Below are 17,211 nucleotides of genomic sequence, written 5' to 3'. Positions count from 1 at the left end.
TGCATTAATATCTCTAAAAAAATAAATCCTCAAAAATGAAGTATTCACAAAACTTTAAATTAAATGCCACTTTTTTATTGATGTTTTTTCAAAATAAGCAAAAAGGTTTGTTAATAGAGGTGTTTTGTGACTAAAAATGAGTATGTGAAATATTAAAATGAGCATTTTGCTTTTGCAAAGTGTCGCTTCTGAGTTTTGAAATCAAAACTTTTGCAGCCAATATCTATGCTTATTAGCATAAATATTAGCAATTGAATAACAGAATGCCATATTTGCAACCTTTTTTTATTAAATGAATTGTTAGTTTCATATTTATTAATATATTTGCAAATTGTTAGAGTAAAGAAACAATTAATGTAAAGTTAAACTTTAAGAGAGAATTTATGAAAAGAAAATTGATGCTGTTATTGGCATGCCTTTTTGTGGGCATAAGTCTGGTAACTGCCCAAACTCAGAAGATCACAGGTGTTGTGATTTCTGAAGAAGACGGGCAGCCAGTTGTTGGCGCCTCTGTGTTAGTAAAAGGTACTACTCAAGGTACAATCACAGATGTGGATGGTAATTTTAATTTGGCAAATGTACCAAGTTCTGCAAAGACTTTGCAGATTTCGTATATTGGAATGCAGGCGCAAGAAGTGGCAATTAAACCCCATTTAAAAATCACATTGAAGCCGGATGCTAAACAATTAGATGAGATTATAGTTGTTGCTTATGGTACTGCTAAGAAATCAGCATTTACCGGTTCTGCTTCAACTATTAAAGCTGATAAATTGGAAGAGAGAATTGTGTCGAATATCACCAATGCCCTCTCCGGACAGGTGGCCGGTATTCAGACAGTAAATGCTAACGGAGCTCCGGGAGCGTCTGCGACAGTTCGTATCCGTGGTATCGGTTCTATGAGTTCAAGCAATGCTCCGTTGTATGTAGTAGACGGAGTACCTTATGATGGTGATATGTCTTCCATTAACCCTCAAGATATAGAATCCCTTTCTGTATTGAAGGATGCGGCTGCTAACTCTATTTATGGAGCACGCGGAGCGAATGGAGTTATCTTGATTACAACTAAATCTGCTAAAACAGAAAAAGCAAAGGTCACATTTGATGCCAAATGGGGGTCCAATTCGCGCATGGTTCCTCAATATGATGTAATTGGAACGGCAGAATATTACGAAACGCAGTACAAGACTTTGTACAATTCCAAGATCTATACCGGTTCCTCTAAGGCCGAAGCTTATAATTATGCAGATAAAACTTTGTTGGACGCAAAAAATGGTGGATTGGGATACCTTGTTTATACCGTGCCTGATGGTGAAAAATTGATTGGTAACAATTTCAAGCTTAATCCGAATGCTAAGTTAGGGTATTCTGATGGTAAATATTATTATACTCCTGACGATTGGTATGACGAAGTATTCAGTTCAAATTTCCGTCAGGAATACAATGTTAATATCTCAGGCCGTTCTGACAAATTGAATTACTATGCAAGTGTCGGTTACCTGAATGATTCCGGTATTATTCAAAATTCTGCTTACAAACGTTATACCGGTCGTGCAAAAGTTGATTATCAAGCTAAAGAATGGTTAAAAGTAGGAACCAACATTGCATACACTTATTCGGATTCACAAGCTCCTGACTATCAGGATGGTGATTCTTGGGGAAGTTCTGCTAACTTATTTTATGTATCCAATACAATTGCACCGATCTATCCTTTATATGTACGTAATGCTGACGGAAGTATTGCTATCAATCCCAACACAGGGTATAAAATCTATGACTCGGGTAACAACAGCGGCTTTTCTCGTCCTTCGGTAACTGGAAATGCGGCTAGAGACATCGAACTGAACCGTCAGCATGAATATACCGATTTGTTAAGTGGAAAATGGTATGCTAACATCACTCCGATTGAAGGTTTGACGCTGACTGCCAATATTTCTGCGAATGTACAGAACAGCCGTTTGAACCAGTTGAGCAGTGCTTTCGGATCTGCATCGGCAGATGATGGTTCTGTTTTTGTACAGCATACCAGAATGATGGGAGTGAATAACCAGTATCTGGCAACCTATGCACGTACGTTTGCCGATAAGCATAATGCAGATTTATTGGTCGGTTATGAACAATACCGTTATAAGAATCAAGTACTCTACGGAGAAAACACCAATCTGTACAACCCATATATCGGTGAGTTGAATAATGCCGGAGGTATAGACAAGAAGAATGCGAAATCATATACGGACAATTATATGACCGAAGGTATTTTGAGCCGTTTGCAATATAACTATGACGGAAAATACTTCCTCAGTGCTTCTTATCGTCGTGACGCTTCTTCACGTTTCCATAAAGATCACCGTTGGGGTAACTTCGGAAGTGTAGGTGGAGCTTGGCTGATTAACCACGAAAAGTTCATGGAAAACGTGAAATGGGTGAATATGTTGAAATTGAAAGCTAGTTGGGGTGTGCAGGGTAATGACAGACTGCTGATTACTGTAAACGGTGTACAGCGTGACAACTGGTATGCTTATCAAGACCAGTATGATGTGAACTACGCTAACGGGCAATATTCACTGATTCTCAAATATAAAGGAACGAAAGATCTGACTTGGGAAACGTCTTATGCTTTCAATATCGGTACTGACTTTGAATTATTCAACAACCGTTTGAATGGTACTATTGAATATTTCAGCAGAAAAACTGTCGATTTGTTGTATAACAAACCGATCCCTGTATCATCCGGTATCAGTACAGGCTATGAGCCGACCAACGTGGGCGATATTATGAATAAGGGTGTTGAATTGGATTTGAATGGCATTATCCTTCGCGGAAAGGATTATGAATGGGCTATGAACTTCAACCTGACGCACTATACCAATAAAATTACTGCATTGGATCCGGATTTGGAGAAAAATGGCGGTCAAAAAGGTTCTTATTATATTTACCGGGTAGGAGGATCTCTTTACCAGTCTTATTTGAAAACATACGCCGGAGTAGATCCGGATACGGGAAAGGCATTGTATTATGTGGATCCGGATAATGGTGATTATACAAAGACTTCTAACTATGAAGAAGCCCAACAAGCGGATCAGGGTACTACGTTGCCAAAAGTATATGGTGGTTTGGGGACTTCAGTGCGATTCTACGGTTTTGATTTCTCATTGCAGCTTTCTTATCAGTTGGGCGGCAAATATTACGACGGGGCTTATCAGGCATATATGCACAATGGAAATAGTGGTATGCAAGGTACAAACTGGTCTACGGACATCCGTAAAGCGTGGACACCGGACAATCGTTATACTGACGTACCTCGTTTAAGTGCAAGTGATGCAAGCTACCAACAGGATTCCAGCCGTTTCCTTGTTAGCTCGGATTATCTCAGCCTTAACAATATTACATTGGGATATACAATACCGAAACGTTTGACCAGCAAACTGGGACTATCTCATTGTAGGGTTTATTTGACGGCTGACAATGTAGCTCTTTTATCGGCACGCAAAGGTCTTGACCCGCGTTTGGGATTAGGTCTGGGAAGCTCGACTGCTGAAAGTGGTGCCAATACTACCAGTTCATATTCTGCGATGCGTACTATCACAGGAGGAATTTCTCTTACGTTTTAATTAAAAAAGAAAGAACTATGAAACGAATAAATAAGTTTGCACTTTTTATATTGGGAGCATTATCGTTTGCTTCCTGCTCTGACATCAATGATATTGAGAGTGAGGGCTACCGAATTACAGGTGAACAGATAGATGATGCTACATCTGTCATCCCTTCCCGTGTGGAGGCTAAAATTGCAGGTATGTATAGCAGCATGGGGACAGTGTGTGCTGCATTTCCTTCTGATACCAGAGATGATGACGGTGGTTATCCGACAGTTTGTCTTTCTCAGGATTTGAATGGCCCGGATATGATCTGTGCCAATAATGGTTATAACTGGTTTTCTGTCAGCAGTGAATATAGTGACCGTTATGCTACGTATGCCAATCCCTTTGCACGTTATGCTATCTTTTATAATCAGATAAAAGCGGCTAATGATATTATTCTTTCTATTGATCCGGCGACGGCGAGTGAGACTGAAAAGTATTATTTAGGACAAGCTAAGGCGGTTCGTGCGTTTGATTATTTATGTCTGGCACCTTATTATCAGTTCCGCTATGCTACCAGTAAAGACCTTCCATGTGTGCCGTTGATAACGGAAGAAACGACTAATTTTGTCAATAATCCTCGTGCTACGGTAGGTAAGGTCTACGAACAAATTATAAGTGACTTGAATAGTGCTATTGATTTGTTGGAAGGATATAACCGTCAGGGAGATAAGACTCGTATCGACCAACAGGTTGCTTATGGGTTACGTGCACGTGCTCACTTGTATATGGGAATGTGGCAAGAAGCATACAATGATGCTGATAAGGCAATGGAAGGCTATACTCCTTATACTAAGGAAGAAGTGTCCAAACCTGCTTTTTATGATATATCCGATCATAACTGGATGTGGGGAATTAACGTTTCTGTACCTATGGTGAATAAGAATGCGTATGCAACTCCGGCAGGACAATTAGGGTCATTCTCCAGTTATGCTTACACGGCGGGAGTAGCCATGTATAAGACTATAAACTCCTTGCTTTATAAGAAAATCTCAACATCAGATGTCCGCAAACAATGGTGGGTCGATGAAAACCTGAAATCAGACGCATTATCTGGACTTAGCTGGGGCTCTGCAATTGGAAATGATATTTCGACATTGGAAATAGAAGATGTAAAAATGAAATTTATCAAATATACCAATGTGAAGTTCGGAATGAAAAGTGGTATAGGAAGCTCCAATAATGACAATGACTGGTGTATCATGCGTGCCGAGGAGATGATTCTTATCAAAGCGGAAGCTTTGGCACAACAGAATGACGAAGGTAATGCTGCTAAAGAGCTTAAGGTATTGATGGATGAGCGTGATGCGAGTTGGAACAAAAGTTCTGTAACTGTTGATGATGTTTGGTTGCAACGTCGTATTGAATTATGGGGTGAAGGCTTCTCTATGGCAGATATTATGCGTTTGGGTAAACCTGTTGTTCGCTTCCAGGGAAGTGACAAGGGAAACTGGCCGGATGCTTTCTGTTTCAATATTGCTGCTGATGACCCTTGGTTGCTGTTGCGTATCCCGCAGAAAGAAAGCAATAACAATGCCGGTATCGTGAATAATACCGGAGGTAACCTTCCCGTAGCAGGGCAGAATCCGAATTTAAAAGATGGTGCAACTGATTAAAATGAATACTACAATGAAAAAAGTAACAAAATATATAGCTTTATTAATTGGAGGAATAGCATTGCTAAGCATGGCTGCTTGCTCCGATGATGATGGACGTACTCCTTCTCCGGCAGTTGATCCCAATTGTATTGGTGCTTCTTTTGTGGGAGATAATATTGGATATGAAGAGTTGGAAGATACTGATCCTAAAGAACTGACGTTGACAATTAGCCGGGATAAGACAGAGGCGGCTGCAACTGTTGCAATTGAGGTACAGGCTAATACGGAAAATATTTTCAACATCCCTCAGAGTGTTAGTTTTGCAGCCGGACAGGCAACGGCTGATCTGGTTATAACTTTTGAAAAAGCACAGCTAAAAGAGGAGTATTCGTTTCAAATCTCATTGGAAGCTGCTGCCGTTAATCCATATAAAGGAAACGGACATGCTAGTTTCACTGTTCAATGTTTGAAATGGGTGGATGTTTCGGGAACATTTGCTTTCAAAGACTGGGTATTTGATGAATATAATGCTGGTAAAGAATATAATGTAAAAGTACAACGTGTAGATGGCGAGAATCGTTATCGCATTGTTGATCCGTTCTCGCAAGCTTTGGCAGAGTCAGGAGAAGAAGTTGGTGAACCGGATGAATATTTGTTCTTCACGATTAATCCGAAAAACAATGGAGTCGCTTTCGATAGTTATAATACCGGGTACTTGACAGAAGAAGGATCAGATATCCTAGGATTTAGCTCATTGGACTATTTAGGGGTAGATGATGTGGATTCTAAATATGATCCGACAAGCCATAAGATGACTCTCAATGTCTATTATTACGGGGATGGTCTGATTGGACAAAAAGAATCTGTGCTTACAGTGCCGGATGACTTTAAATTGATACTTGAGGATGAGTGATTCGAATCTAATCAATATTTGAAAGACGATTAACATGAAGAAATAGATCATTTCTTCTTGACAAGAATAAATAGAGAGTATGTTCGCGTTTTAAAAAAACGTAAGCATACTCTCTTTTATTATCTCATTGAAATCATTATCTTTGTCCCCGTGTTATATAGGAAAGAAAAAAGTAAAGAATGAAAGAATTTGTAATATCCGAAGCCAAAGTAGAAATAGCAGTGCTTGTGGGACTCATCACTCAGACGCAGGATGAGCGTAAAACGAACGAGTATCTGGATGAATTGGCGTTCCTTGCCGAGACGGCTGGGGCGGAAGTAGTGAAACGATTTACGCAGAAGTTGCCGACAGCTAACTCGGTGACCTATGTCGGTAAAGGAAAATTGGAGGAGATTAAACAATATATCCGGAACGAGGAGGAAGAAGAACGTGAAGTGGGAATGGTTATCTTTGATGATGAACTTTCTGCGAAACAGATACGTAATATTGAAGCTGAGCTGAAAATTAAAATACTTGACCGTACATCACTGATCCTCGATATATTCGCGATGCGTGCTCAGACTGCTAATGCAAAGACGCAGGTGGAACTTGCCCAGTATAAATATATGTTGCCACGCCTGCAACGACTCTGGACTCACTTGGAACGCCAGGGAGGCGGTTCCGGAGCCGGTGGCGGTAAAGGTTCCGTGGGGCTTCGCGGACCGGGAGAAACGCAACTCGAAATGGACCGCCGTATCATCTTGAACCGTATGTCGTTACTGAAAGAACGTTTGGCAGAGATTGACAAGCAGAAAGCTACCCAGCGCAAAAATCGTGGACGCATGATACGCGTTGCATTAGTAGGTTACACTAATGTCGGAAAATCAACCATGATGAACCTTCTCTCGAAGAGCGAAGTATTTGCCGAGAACAAACTATTTGCTACTCTGGATACCACTGTGCGTAAAGTGATTATCGATAACCTGCCGTTCTTGTTATCCGATACGGTAGGATTTATCCGTAAATTGCCGACTGATTTGGTCGATTCGTTCAAGTCGACGCTCGACGAGGTGCGTGAAGCGGATTTGCTTGTGCATGTAGTCGATATTTCTCACCCCGGATTTGAAGAACAGATCGAAGTGGTAAACAAGACACTTGCCGAAATTGGCGGTGGTGGCAAACCCATGATACTTGTATTCAATAAAATAGACGCTTACACCTATGTGGAGAAAGCGCCGGATGACCTTACCCCCCGAACGAAAGAAAACTTAACACTCGAAGAACTGATGAAGACGTGGATGGCAAAAATGGAAGACAACTGTCTCTTTATTTCCGCCCGCGAAAGAATCAATATGGACGAACTGAAAAGCGTAGTTTATCAACGAGTGAAAGAACTACACGTTCAGAAATACCCCTATAACGATTTTCTTTATCAGACCTACGAAGAGGAGGAATAATTAATCAATGTGCTGCTTTGCTGATTGGGGGAAGCGGCACATTACTTATATTTATTAATATGAAAGATTATCGTAGACTAACTGAAGATGAAGTGCTTCAGTTAAAGAGCCAGTCGTGTCTGGCTGATGATTGGGGAAATGTATCAGTTGCAGAGGGGTTTAATTGTGAGTACGTTCATCACACCCGTTTTTCGGGAGAAGTGAAACTGGGTGTATTGGATGCTGAATTTACATTGCCGGGAGGCATCAGGAAACATTCCGGATTACGTCATGTAACTTTGCACAATGTGACAGTAGGGGATAACTGCTGCATTGAAAACATTCAGAACTACATTGCTAATTATGAGATCGGTAATGATACCTTCATTGAGAATGTGGATATCATTCTGGTGGACCGGCTTACTACTTTCGGTAATGGGGTAGAGGCGACAGTTCTTAATGAAACAGGAGGGCGTGAAGTACTCATTAACGACAAGTTGTCAGCGCATCAGGCCTACATATTGGCGTTGTACCGTCATCGTCCTGAACTAATCAATCGCATGAAAGCGATTACGGATTACTATTCCAATAAGCACGCTTCTACTGTCGGCAGTATTGGTGATCATGTGATGATTCTTAATACAGGTTCAATCAGAAATGTCAGGATTGGTGATTATTGCCACATCTGTGGAACCTGTCGGCTGACCAATGGCAGTATCAATAGTAATGTGACGACACCTGTGCATATCGGTCACGGGGTGATCTGCGACGACTTTATTATCTCTTCCGGTTCAGACGTGGACGACGGAACGATGCTAAGCCGTTGCTTTGTCGGACAAGCTTGTAAACTGGGACACAATTATTCTGCTTCCGACTCGTTATTCTTTAGCAACTGCCAGGGAGAAAATGGAGAAGCGTGCGCTATCTTCGCAGGCCCTTTCACGGTGACTCACCATAAATCGACTTTGTTGATTGCCGGAATGTTCTCATTCATGAATGCAGGTTCGGGATCTAATCAGAGTAATCATATGTATAAGTTGGGACCGATTCATCAGGGGACCATGGAAAGAGGGGCAAAAACGACTTCTGATTCATATATCTTATGGCCGGCACGTGTCGGAGCTTTTTCTTTGGTAATGGGACGTCATGTAAACCATGCCGACACTTCCAATCTTCCTTTCTCCTATTTGATAGAACAACGGAATACCACTTATCTGGTTCCCGGAGTGAATCTGAGAAGTGTCGGGACAATCCGTGACGCCCAGAAATGGCCGAAACGTGACAAACGGAAAGATCCGAACCGGCTTGATTATATCAATTATAACCTTTTGAGTCCATATACCATTCAAAAGATGTTCAAGGGACGTTCTATTTTGAAGGAATTGAAACGGGTATCCGGCGAAACCTCTGAAATCTACTCTTACCAGAGTGCAAAGATCAAGAATTCTTCTTTGAATAACGGGATTCGTTTCTATGAAATTGCCATCAACAAATTCTTGGGGAACTCTATCATAAAACGGTTGGAAGGCATTAATTTCCAAAGTAATGACGAAATCCGCCAGCGCCTGAAACCGGATACGGAAATCGGTGTCGGCGAATGGGTGGACATCTCCGGACTGATTGCTCCCAAGAGTGAAATAGACCGATTGTTGGACGGTATCGAAAACGGCTCTATTAACCGCCTGAAATCTATTAATGCCAGTTTTGCGGAAATGCATGAAAACTATTACACGTATGAATGGACCTGGGCATATAATAAGATTCAGGAATTTTATGGCTTGAATCCGGAAACGGTAACTGCTCAGGACGTGGTTACTATCGTGAAAGCATGGCAGAAGGCTGTGGTAGGGTTGGATAAAATGGTTTATGAAGACGCAAAGAAAGAGTTCTCGCTTTCTTCAATGACCGGATTCGGTGTTGATGGTTCTCGCGATGATATGAAACAGGATTTCGAACAAGTACGTGGTGACTTTGAAAGCAATACATTCGTGACTGCAGTTTTGAAACACATCGAGGACAAAACTGCTTTAGGAAATGAACTGATTAAACGAATCGAACATATACAATAAGTGAACCAAACTATGAATCGATGAGCGGTGGACATTGTACAATAAAGTACAATTCGTTCACCGTCTTCATTTGTACCTCGTCATTCTCCGTTATTCATTCTTAATTCTTCTTCTTTCCTTTCTCATTCTTCATTCTTAATTATTACCTTTGCCTCACTAACTAACATTACGTAATAAAATAAGAAACTTATGGCAACACCTCCGTTTAAGTATCAACCCATGTTTGAAAAGGGAAAAGATACAACTGAGTATTATCTGCTTACGAAAGACTATGTGTCGGTAAGTGAGTTTGAAGGAAACCCTATCCTGAAAATTGAGAAAGAAGGTTTGACTGCAATGGCCAATGCTGCTTTCCGTGATGTATCATTTATGCTTCGTCGTTCGCACAACGAACAGGTAGCAAAAATCTTGAGCGATCCGGAAGCCAGCGAGAATGACAAGTACGTGGCACTGACTTTCCTGCGTAATGCAGAAGTGGCATCGAAAGGTATACTTCCATTCTGCCAGGATACCGGTACTGCTATTATTCACGGTGAAAAAGGACAGCAGGTATGGACAGGGTATTCTGACGAAGAGGCTCTTTCGCTGGGTGTTTACAAAACATATACTGAAGAAAATCTGCGTTACTCTCAGAATGCACCTCTGAATATGTATGATGAGGTAAATACAAAATGTAACCTTCCTGCACAGATTGACATTGAGGCTACTGAAGGTATGGAGTATGAATTTCTTTGTGTAACAAAAGGAGGTGGTTCTGCCAACAAAACATATTTGTATCAGGAAACAAAGGCTATTCTGAATCCGGGTACATTGGTTCCGTTCCTGGTTGAAAAGATGAAAACATTGGGAACTGCCGCTTGCCCTCCTTACCATATCGCTTTCGTTATCGGCGGTACTTCTGCCGAAAAGAATTTGCTGACAGTGAAGCTGGCTTCTACTCATTTCTATGATAACCTGCCGACAACAGGAAACGAATACGGTCGTGCATTCCGTGATGTCGAACTGGAGAAAGAAGTATTGGCAGAAGCTCACAAGATTGGCCTTGGCGCTCAATTCGGTGGTAAATATCTGGCTCATGACGTACGTATCATTCGTTTGCCCCGCCATGGTGCTTCTTGCCCGGTAGGTTTGGGAGTATCTTGCTCTGCCGACCGTAACATCAAATGTAAAATCAATAAAGAAGGTATCTGGATTGAGAAACTGGATTCAAATCCGGGCGAACTTATCCCGGCAGAATTACGTAAGGCAGGCGAAGGCGATGTTGTGAAGATTGACCTGAACCGTCCGATGTCCGAAATACTGAAAGAGTTGACTAAATATCCGGTATCTACCCGTTTGTCATTGAATGGTACGATTATCGTAGGTCGTGATATTGCTCACGCCAAGCTGAAAGAACGTTTGGACCGTGGCGAGGACCTGCCTCAATACATTAAGGATCATCCTATCTACTATGCAGGTCCGGCAAAAACTCCGGAAGGCATGGCTTGTGGTTCAATGGGCCCGACTACTGCAGGACGTATGGATTCGTATGTGGAACTGTTCCAGAGTCACGGTGGCAGCATGGTTATGTTGGCGAAAGGTAACCGTAGCCAGCAAGTGACGGATGCTTGTCAGAAATATGGTGGTTTCTATCTGGGCTCTATCGGTGGTCCGGCAGCTATCCTTGCTCAAAATAATATCAAGAGCATCGAATGTGTGGAATATCCGGAACTGGGCATGGAAGCTATCTGGAAGATTGAAGTAGAAGATTTCCCGGCATTCATTCTGGTAGATGATAAGGGCAATGACTTCTTCAAACAGTTAAAACCGTGGAATTGCACTAAATAATTTGTTTGCAGTTCTGATTCAATAAATGATTTATTTAAGGGATACCTGTCAAATTCGTATAGGCATCCCTTTTTTACTAACTCTCTTTTTCTAATCACTAACTATTATGAAACCACCGACAATCGAATTAAACAATCCGAAGAACCAACATATCGTCTGGTTGGATGTAGTACGCCTTATTGCCATGTTTACAGTTGTTTGCTGCCATTGTACCGACCCATTCAACTTCTATCCGGGCACAGCTCCCAATATTGGGGAAATAAAATTGTGGGGAGCCATTTACGGTGCTGTACTTCGTCCGTGTGTGCCTCTGTTTGTAATGATTACAGGCGCATTGCTCTTGCCTGTCCGGGGTGACGCTTCTACTTTTTATAAAAAACGTATTCCCCGTGTTTTTTATCCGTTCTTAATTTGGTCTATTATCTATAATCTTTTCCCTTGGATTACCGGCTTATTGGGGTTAGCCCCAAAGATTATCCTTGATTTCTTTCCTTATTCCGGTGAAGAAGTGATGCAGCAATCCCTTTCAGTAACTATACAATACATTCTGACAATTCCTTTTAACTTCTCCCTTTTGGCAGTGCACATGTGGTATATCTATCTGCTTATCGGACTCTATCTTTACCTGCCTGTTTTTTCGGCATGGGTGGAAAAAGCTTCGCAACGGGCTAAGTTAATGTTCTTGCTGGCTTGGGGAGTGACATTGTTGCTACCTTATTATTATCAGTTTGTTTCCCCTTACTTATGGGGCTCTTGCTCTTGGAATTCTTTTGGAATGTTATATGCATTTGCCGGTTTCAACGGATACTTATTGTTAGGACATTATCTGAAAGATCTCGATTGGAGCCTGAAGAAAACATTGGCAATCGGTATTCCGATGTTTGTGGTGGGGTATGTCGTGACGTTCTTTGGTTTCCGTTACATGACAGCTTTGCCGGATTGTACGGACGAAATGTTGGAACTCTTTTTTACCTATTGTTCTCTCAATGTGGTGATGATGACAATTCCTGTATTTATGTTGGCTAAGAAAGTCAATGTCCGTTCGGAAAGAGTACGGAAGGCATTGGCTAACCTGACCGTATGTGGTTTCGGTGTCTATATGATACATTACTTCTTTACCGGTCCGTCAGTGGTATTGGTAAGAACACTCAATATACCTATTCCTTTACAGATACCGATAGCTGCGATAGTCGCTTTTCTGGTGTCCTGGTTGATTGTAAACTTGGTGAATCGTATCGGTAAACCTGCTAAATACATCATGGGATAATCTGTAAAACGATATACTATAAACGCGATAAACGGTGAACAAACTGCGCAATATGCTGCCAGTTGTGTTCACCGTTCATCGTTTATTATTCACGTAGTTTTTCTATTCTTCCAGGTATTTTGTAATCTTTCCGCTGATTTGCAGCAAAGAGATCTCGCAAAGTTTGGTGTTATATTCTGCGGAGAGGATGCGTTCTTCTGCATCCAGCAAACTCTTTTGTGCTTCACGTACCTCAAAACCGGAAAGGTCTCCCTGTATATAACGATCCATGGCAATATCGTGATTATCTTTGGCAGTTACGAGGTTCTGACGTTCCAGATTCAGTAATTGAAGGTTGTTGCGATAAGCCTGCCATAAATTACTAAGGTCGGAGCGAAGGGCAAGCTCCAATTCCTGACGTTCCAGACGGCGGTTCTTGAAGGCAAGGGTTGCATTCCGCTTTTCACGGCGGCGGTTGCCGTCGAATATATTAAATCCGACAGTTACTCCGGCATTGAAGCCCAAGTTTCCCCTCCGGCTGGTTGCATTAATATCGTACTTATTAAAGGTATATCCATATCCCGTATTCAGTTTAAGGTACGGATAGTTACGTGAATTTACCTTTTTATAATCCAATTGCGCAAGTACCGTATTCTGATCTGCTTTCAGTAAAGAAGCGTTCGTTGCCAGTGTGCCATTCCATAACTCCTCAAATTTCAAATCCCCATGTACGTCGATCGTGGAGTCTTTGATTATAATAGCCTGATTAACATTCTTGTTAGCCATTAGCTCATTTAACTGGATACGCGATGAGTGCAGCAATTCCTGTTGTTTGATATATTGAGCACTGTCTGCATTGAAGTCTACTTTCGCCTGTTGATAATCCAATCCTGAGAACTTTCCGACAAGATGACTCGCTTCTGCTATACGCAGGCGTTCTTTGGAGAGCGACATTGCATAATGAAAGTTTTTCAGACGGATCTTCTGTTGGATAAAGTTATAATATTCCGAGGTCAGGTCCGCAATGAAATCCTCAATGGCGATACGGGTGTTAGTTTCTCCCTGACGTTCCAATTCCTTCAACTGTTTGTACGTTGTACTGATATTGAATCCGTCGAAAATAGTCCAGTTGAGGTTAAGCCCGACGTTGACGGTCTGGTCATAGACCCCATTGTTTTTTGTAATCTCTCCGGTGGCACGGGCCTTACTTTCAATATTATCCAGGTTTCCGGTATATCCGGCAGAGAAATCCAATGTAGGGAAGTATCCTGCATTCCCTAACGTTGCATTGTTCTTGCTGATTTGTTCCTCGTTATGGACGATGCGCAACGAGTAATTGTTTTGCAGTCCTTCCTCCAAACACTCTTTCAGTGTGAGGACTTGTTGCGCCTTCGCAGTAGAAACTGACAAGAAGGCACATGCGGTAACTATATATATGATACGTTTCATGCAAATTCCTTTCTGTTTCATTCGGTTAGTTTTTTGATTCGATTGGTCGAGATATAACTGTAAATAGCCGGTACGATATACATGGTAAGTAGGGTAGAAACGACCATACCACCTACTACTGCCGTACCCATGGCAATACGCTGATTACAGCCTTCTCCGGTGGCGAATGCCAACGGGATAAGTCCCAGAACCGTAGAAGCGCTTGTCATAAGAATCGGGCGGAGACGTTGCAGGGCGGCATCTTTGATAGCACTCATTTTATCCTCTCCGGCCTCCTGTTTCTGATTGGCAAATTCTACAATCAGGATACCGTTCTTTGCCACTAGACCAATCAGCATAATAATACCAATCTGACTGAAAATATTCATTGTTATATCTCCGAAATACATGAATACCAATGCTCCGGCAATAGCCAACGGTACTGTCAACATGATAATCAATGGATCTTTAAAACTCTCGAATTGCGCAGCCAGAATCAGGTAAATCAGAAGAATAGCCAAGACAAAGGCAAACATCAGACTGGAAGAACTCTCACGATATTCTTTGGAGTCACCCGCCAAAGCTGTTCGGAACGTGTCGTCCAATGTTTCCTTGGCAATCTTATCCATTTCGTCTAGTCCTTGTCCGATCGTTTTTCCGTCTGCCAATCCTGCGGAAATAGTAGCTGATACAAATCGGTTATACCGGTATAACTTTGGAGGAGCGATACCACTTTCCAACTCAATCAAGTTGTCCAACTGAATCATATCCCCATTGCTGCTGCGAACATAAATGGCTTTCAAATCGGCCGGCTTATTCCTCTGCTGACGATTGATCTCGCCGAGAATCTCGTATTGCTTTCCGTTCATATAGAAATATCCCATACGCTGGCCACTCAATCCATATTGCAATGTTTGAGCAATATTCTTGGTACTAACTCCCATGATACTGGACTTGTCACGGTTAATCTGAATACGGGCTTCCGGCTTACTGAACTTCAAGTCTACGTCTGCCATCTGAAAGACCGGATTCTCATATACTTTAGCCATAAACTTGGGCAGTACTTCTTCCAGCTTCTCCAGATTAGTAGCTTGAAGCACATACTGGACAGGCATACTTCCACGACGTCCTCCGAAAGAAGACTGCTGTTGCACAAACGAACGTGCCATTGTCTTGCTCCGTATTTCTTTCGAAATCTTTTCGGCAACTTCCATTTGCGTGTAGTTACGATCTTTCATGTCTTTCAGCGTGATACGCACGTTTCCGCTACCACTGGATACACGGGCGGTAACAGATTCTGCGTCAGGAAGAATGGAATCGACAAGCTGGTTGATATCTTCCGTATAATCCCGAATATATTCGTAAGTGACACCCTCTGCACCTCGTGTGTTGATACTGATTTGAGAACGGTCTTCAAGAGGAGCCATTTCCGCAGGAATAGCATTCCACAGAACTCCAATCAGGCAAATAGTAATAAAAGTGAAAGGAAGGGCAATCCAACGTTTGTTCAAGAAAGCAGCTAGCGAACGGCTGTATAGCCGGTTCATGCCTTCAAAGAACGGTTCGGTCTTTGCATAGAACCAGCTTTGCTTTTCCCGTTTGATAAGTAGTTTGGTTGCCAACATCGGAGTGAAAGTCAGTGCCGCGAACGAAGAAATGATAACCGAACCCGAAATTACGATACTGAACTCTCGGAATAACCGCCCCGTCATACCGTCCATGAAGACAATCGGGAAGAATACGGCAACCAGTGTGATCGTCGTTGAAATAACAGCAAAGAAAATCTCTTTCGCTCCTTCGATCCCTGCCTCTTTCGGGCTCATTCCCTTTTCAATGCGGATGTAGATATTCTCCGTCATAACAATCGCATCGTCCACCACCAGTCCCACGGACAACACAATGGCAAGCATGGAAAGTACATTAATAGAGAATCCCGCCAGATACATAACGAAGAATGCTCCGATAAGGGAAACGGGAATCACGATACATGGTACCAGTGTCACACGCCAGTCGCGCAGGAAAAGGAAGATGATGATGATAACGAGTACAAAAGCCTCATATACAGTAGACTTAACCTCATTGATAGACGCACGAATAAATTTGGTGTTATCAAACCCATAATTATAGTGCACGTCTTCCGGCAAGTCTTTTTTCATTTGTTCCATACGCTGGTATACAGCGTCGGCGATTTCAATATGGTTTGCACCCGGCTGTGGAATTACTACCACGCCGACCATGGGTACGCCGTTCATCTTCATGTAGCTCTTGATGTCGGCTGGCCCCAACTCGGCACGTCCGATGTCACTGAAACGTACAATTCGGTTGTTCTCCTCCTTGATAATCAAGTCATTGAATTCATCTGCCGTGTGCATCAGTCCTAATGTACGGATCGTCAACTCGGTAGTATTTCCTTCGATACTACCGGAAGGAAGTTCTACGTTTTCATTGTCAACTGCATTTTTTACATCGATAGGAGTAATTCCGTAACCTGCCATTTTCACAGGGTCGAGCCAGAGACGCATGGAGTAACGTTTCTCTCCCCAGATAGACACACTACTTACATCGGAAATTGTTTGCAACTGTTCTTTGACTGTCAAATCTGCGATTTCACTCAACTCCAGCAGCGAACGTTTGTCACTTTGAAGAGCAACCATTAAGATAGGCATGGCGTCCGCATCCGCTTTTGATACGGTAGGAGGGTCACAGTCGCGAGGTAAATAACGTTGTGCACGTGAAACTTTATCACGAACGTCGTTTGCGGCGGTTTCCAGGTCGACAGACAATTCAAACTCTACGGTAATACGACTTTGTCCTTGCTGGCTGACACTGGATAAAGAACGGATACCGGGGATACCATTGATATTCTGTTCCAATGGTTCGGTTATCTGATTTTCGATAACATCGGCATTAGCTCCCGGATATGAGCAACTAACAGAGATAATCGGATTATCTACTGACGGATATTCGCGGACACCCAGATAATTGTATCCGATAAATCCGAACAGGAGAATAATGATTGTCAATACAGTGGCTAATACCGGGCGGCGTATACTTAATTCGGATATATTCATAAGGCGCTG

The 17,211-nt window shown here is 42.2% G+C and carries 9 protein-coding genes; 7 read left to right on the top strand and 2 right to left on the bottom strand.

Annotation, left to right across the window (positions count from 1 at the left end; all coding sequences use genetic code 11):
• The first annotated feature begins 383 nt into the window (after positions 1-383).
• The 7 genes from CGC64_RS00415 (at position 384) to CGC64_RS00385 (ending at position 12,724) form a co-directional block, all read left to right on the top strand.
• On the top strand, positions 384-3,608 hold the full coding sequence (locus CGC64_RS00415) for a SusC/RagA family TonB-linked outer membrane protein (RefSeq protein WP_055173060.1): 3,225 nt from the start codon (positions 384-386) through the stop codon (positions 3,606-3,608).
• Positions 3,609-3,625: 17 nt separating this feature from the next.
• Entirely contained in the window at positions 3,626-5,251 is a 1,626-nt protein-coding gene (locus CGC64_RS00410) for a RagB/SusD family nutrient uptake outer membrane protein (RefSeq protein ID WP_005678642.1), read from the top strand.
• Positions 5,252-5,264: 13 nt separating this feature from the next.
• A complete protein-coding gene (locus tag CGC64_RS00405) occupies positions 5,265-6,146 on the top strand; it encodes a hypothetical protein (protein WP_005682621.1) in 882 nt (293 codons plus the stop codon).
• Positions 6,147-6,325: 179 nt separating this feature from the next.
• A complete protein-coding gene (hflX, locus tag CGC64_RS00400) occupies positions 6,326-7,582 on the top strand; it encodes a GTPase HflX (protein WP_005678644.1) in 1,257 nt (418 codons plus the stop codon).
• A gap of 59 nt (positions 7,583-7,641) precedes the next feature.
• Positions 7,642-9,630, top strand: a complete 1,989-nt coding sequence (locus CGC64_RS00395) for a DUF4954 family protein (RefSeq protein ID WP_005678645.1) — start codon at positions 7,642-7,644, stop codon at positions 9,628-9,630.
• Positions 9,631-9,819: 189 nt separating this feature from the next.
• Positions 9,820-11,457, top strand: coding sequence for a fumarate hydratase (locus CGC64_RS00390; RefSeq protein WP_005678646.1), 1,638 nt, complete (start codon positions 9,820-9,822; stop codon positions 11,455-11,457).
• Between the two features lie 106 nt (positions 11,458-11,563).
• On the top strand, positions 11,564-12,724 hold the full coding sequence (locus tag CGC64_RS00385; protein ID WP_005678647.1) for an acyltransferase: 1,161 nt from the start codon (positions 11,564-11,566) through the stop codon (positions 12,722-12,724).
• Positions 12,725-12,826: 102 nt separating this feature from the next.
• Here the strand turns inward: CGC64_RS00385 and CGC64_RS00380 are convergent, their stop codons facing one another.
• The gene (locus CGC64_RS00380) at positions 12,827-14,173 is read right to left on the bottom strand and encodes a TolC family protein (protein ID WP_005678650.1); all 1,347 of its coding nucleotides are present in this window, start codon (positions 14,171-14,173) and stop codon (positions 12,827-12,829) included.
• The gene (locus CGC64_RS00375) at positions 14,170-17,202 is read right to left on the bottom strand and encodes an efflux RND transporter permease subunit (RefSeq protein ID WP_005678651.1); all 3,033 of its coding nucleotides are present in this window, start codon (positions 17,200-17,202) and stop codon (positions 14,170-14,172) included. Before CGC64_RS00375 ends, CGC64_RS00380 begins: the two co-directional genes overlap by 4 nt.
• Positions 17,203-17,211: the final 9 nt, after the last annotated feature.

The organism is Bacteroides caccae, assembly GCF_002222615.2.
Classification (GTDB): Bacteria; Bacteroidota; Bacteroidia; order Bacteroidales; family Bacteroidaceae; genus Bacteroides; species Bacteroides caccae.
This window is presented reverse-complemented; position numbering and strand designations above follow the sequence as displayed.

What these genes read in the sequence shown, in the direction of transcription:
- CGC64_RS00415 (WP_055173060.1), top strand. Translation starts at nt 384, where the DNA reads ATGAAAAGAAAATTGATGCTGTTATTGGCATGCCTTTTTGTGGGCATA.
- CGC64_RS00410 (WP_005678642.1), top strand. Translation starts at nt 3,626, where the DNA reads ATGAAACGAATAAATAAGTTTGCACTTTTTATATTGGGAGCATTATCG.
- CGC64_RS00405 (WP_005682621.1), top strand. Translation starts at nt 5,265, where the DNA reads ATGAAAAAAGTAACAAAATATATAGCTTTATTAATTGGAGGAATAGCA.
- hflX (WP_005678644.1), top strand. Translation starts at nt 6,326, where the DNA reads ATGAAAGAATTTGTAATATCCGAAGCCAAAGTAGAAATAGCAGTGCTT.
- CGC64_RS00395 (WP_005678645.1), top strand. Translation starts at nt 7,642, where the DNA reads ATGAAAGATTATCGTAGACTAACTGAAGATGAAGTGCTTCAGTTAAAG.
- CGC64_RS00390 (WP_005678646.1), top strand. Translation starts at nt 9,820, where the DNA reads ATGGCAACACCTCCGTTTAAGTATCAACCCATGTTTGAAAAGGGAAAA.
- CGC64_RS00385 (WP_005678647.1), top strand. Translation starts at nt 11,564, where the DNA reads ATGAAACCACCGACAATCGAATTAAACAATCCGAAGAACCAACATATC.
- CGC64_RS00380 (WP_005678650.1), bottom strand. Translation starts at nt 14,173, where the DNA reads ATGAAACAGAAAGGAATTTGCATGAAACGTATCATATATATAGTTACC.
- CGC64_RS00375 (WP_005678651.1), bottom strand. Translation starts at nt 17,202, where the DNA reads ATGAATATATCCGAATTAAGTATACGCCGCCCGGTATTAGCCACTGTA.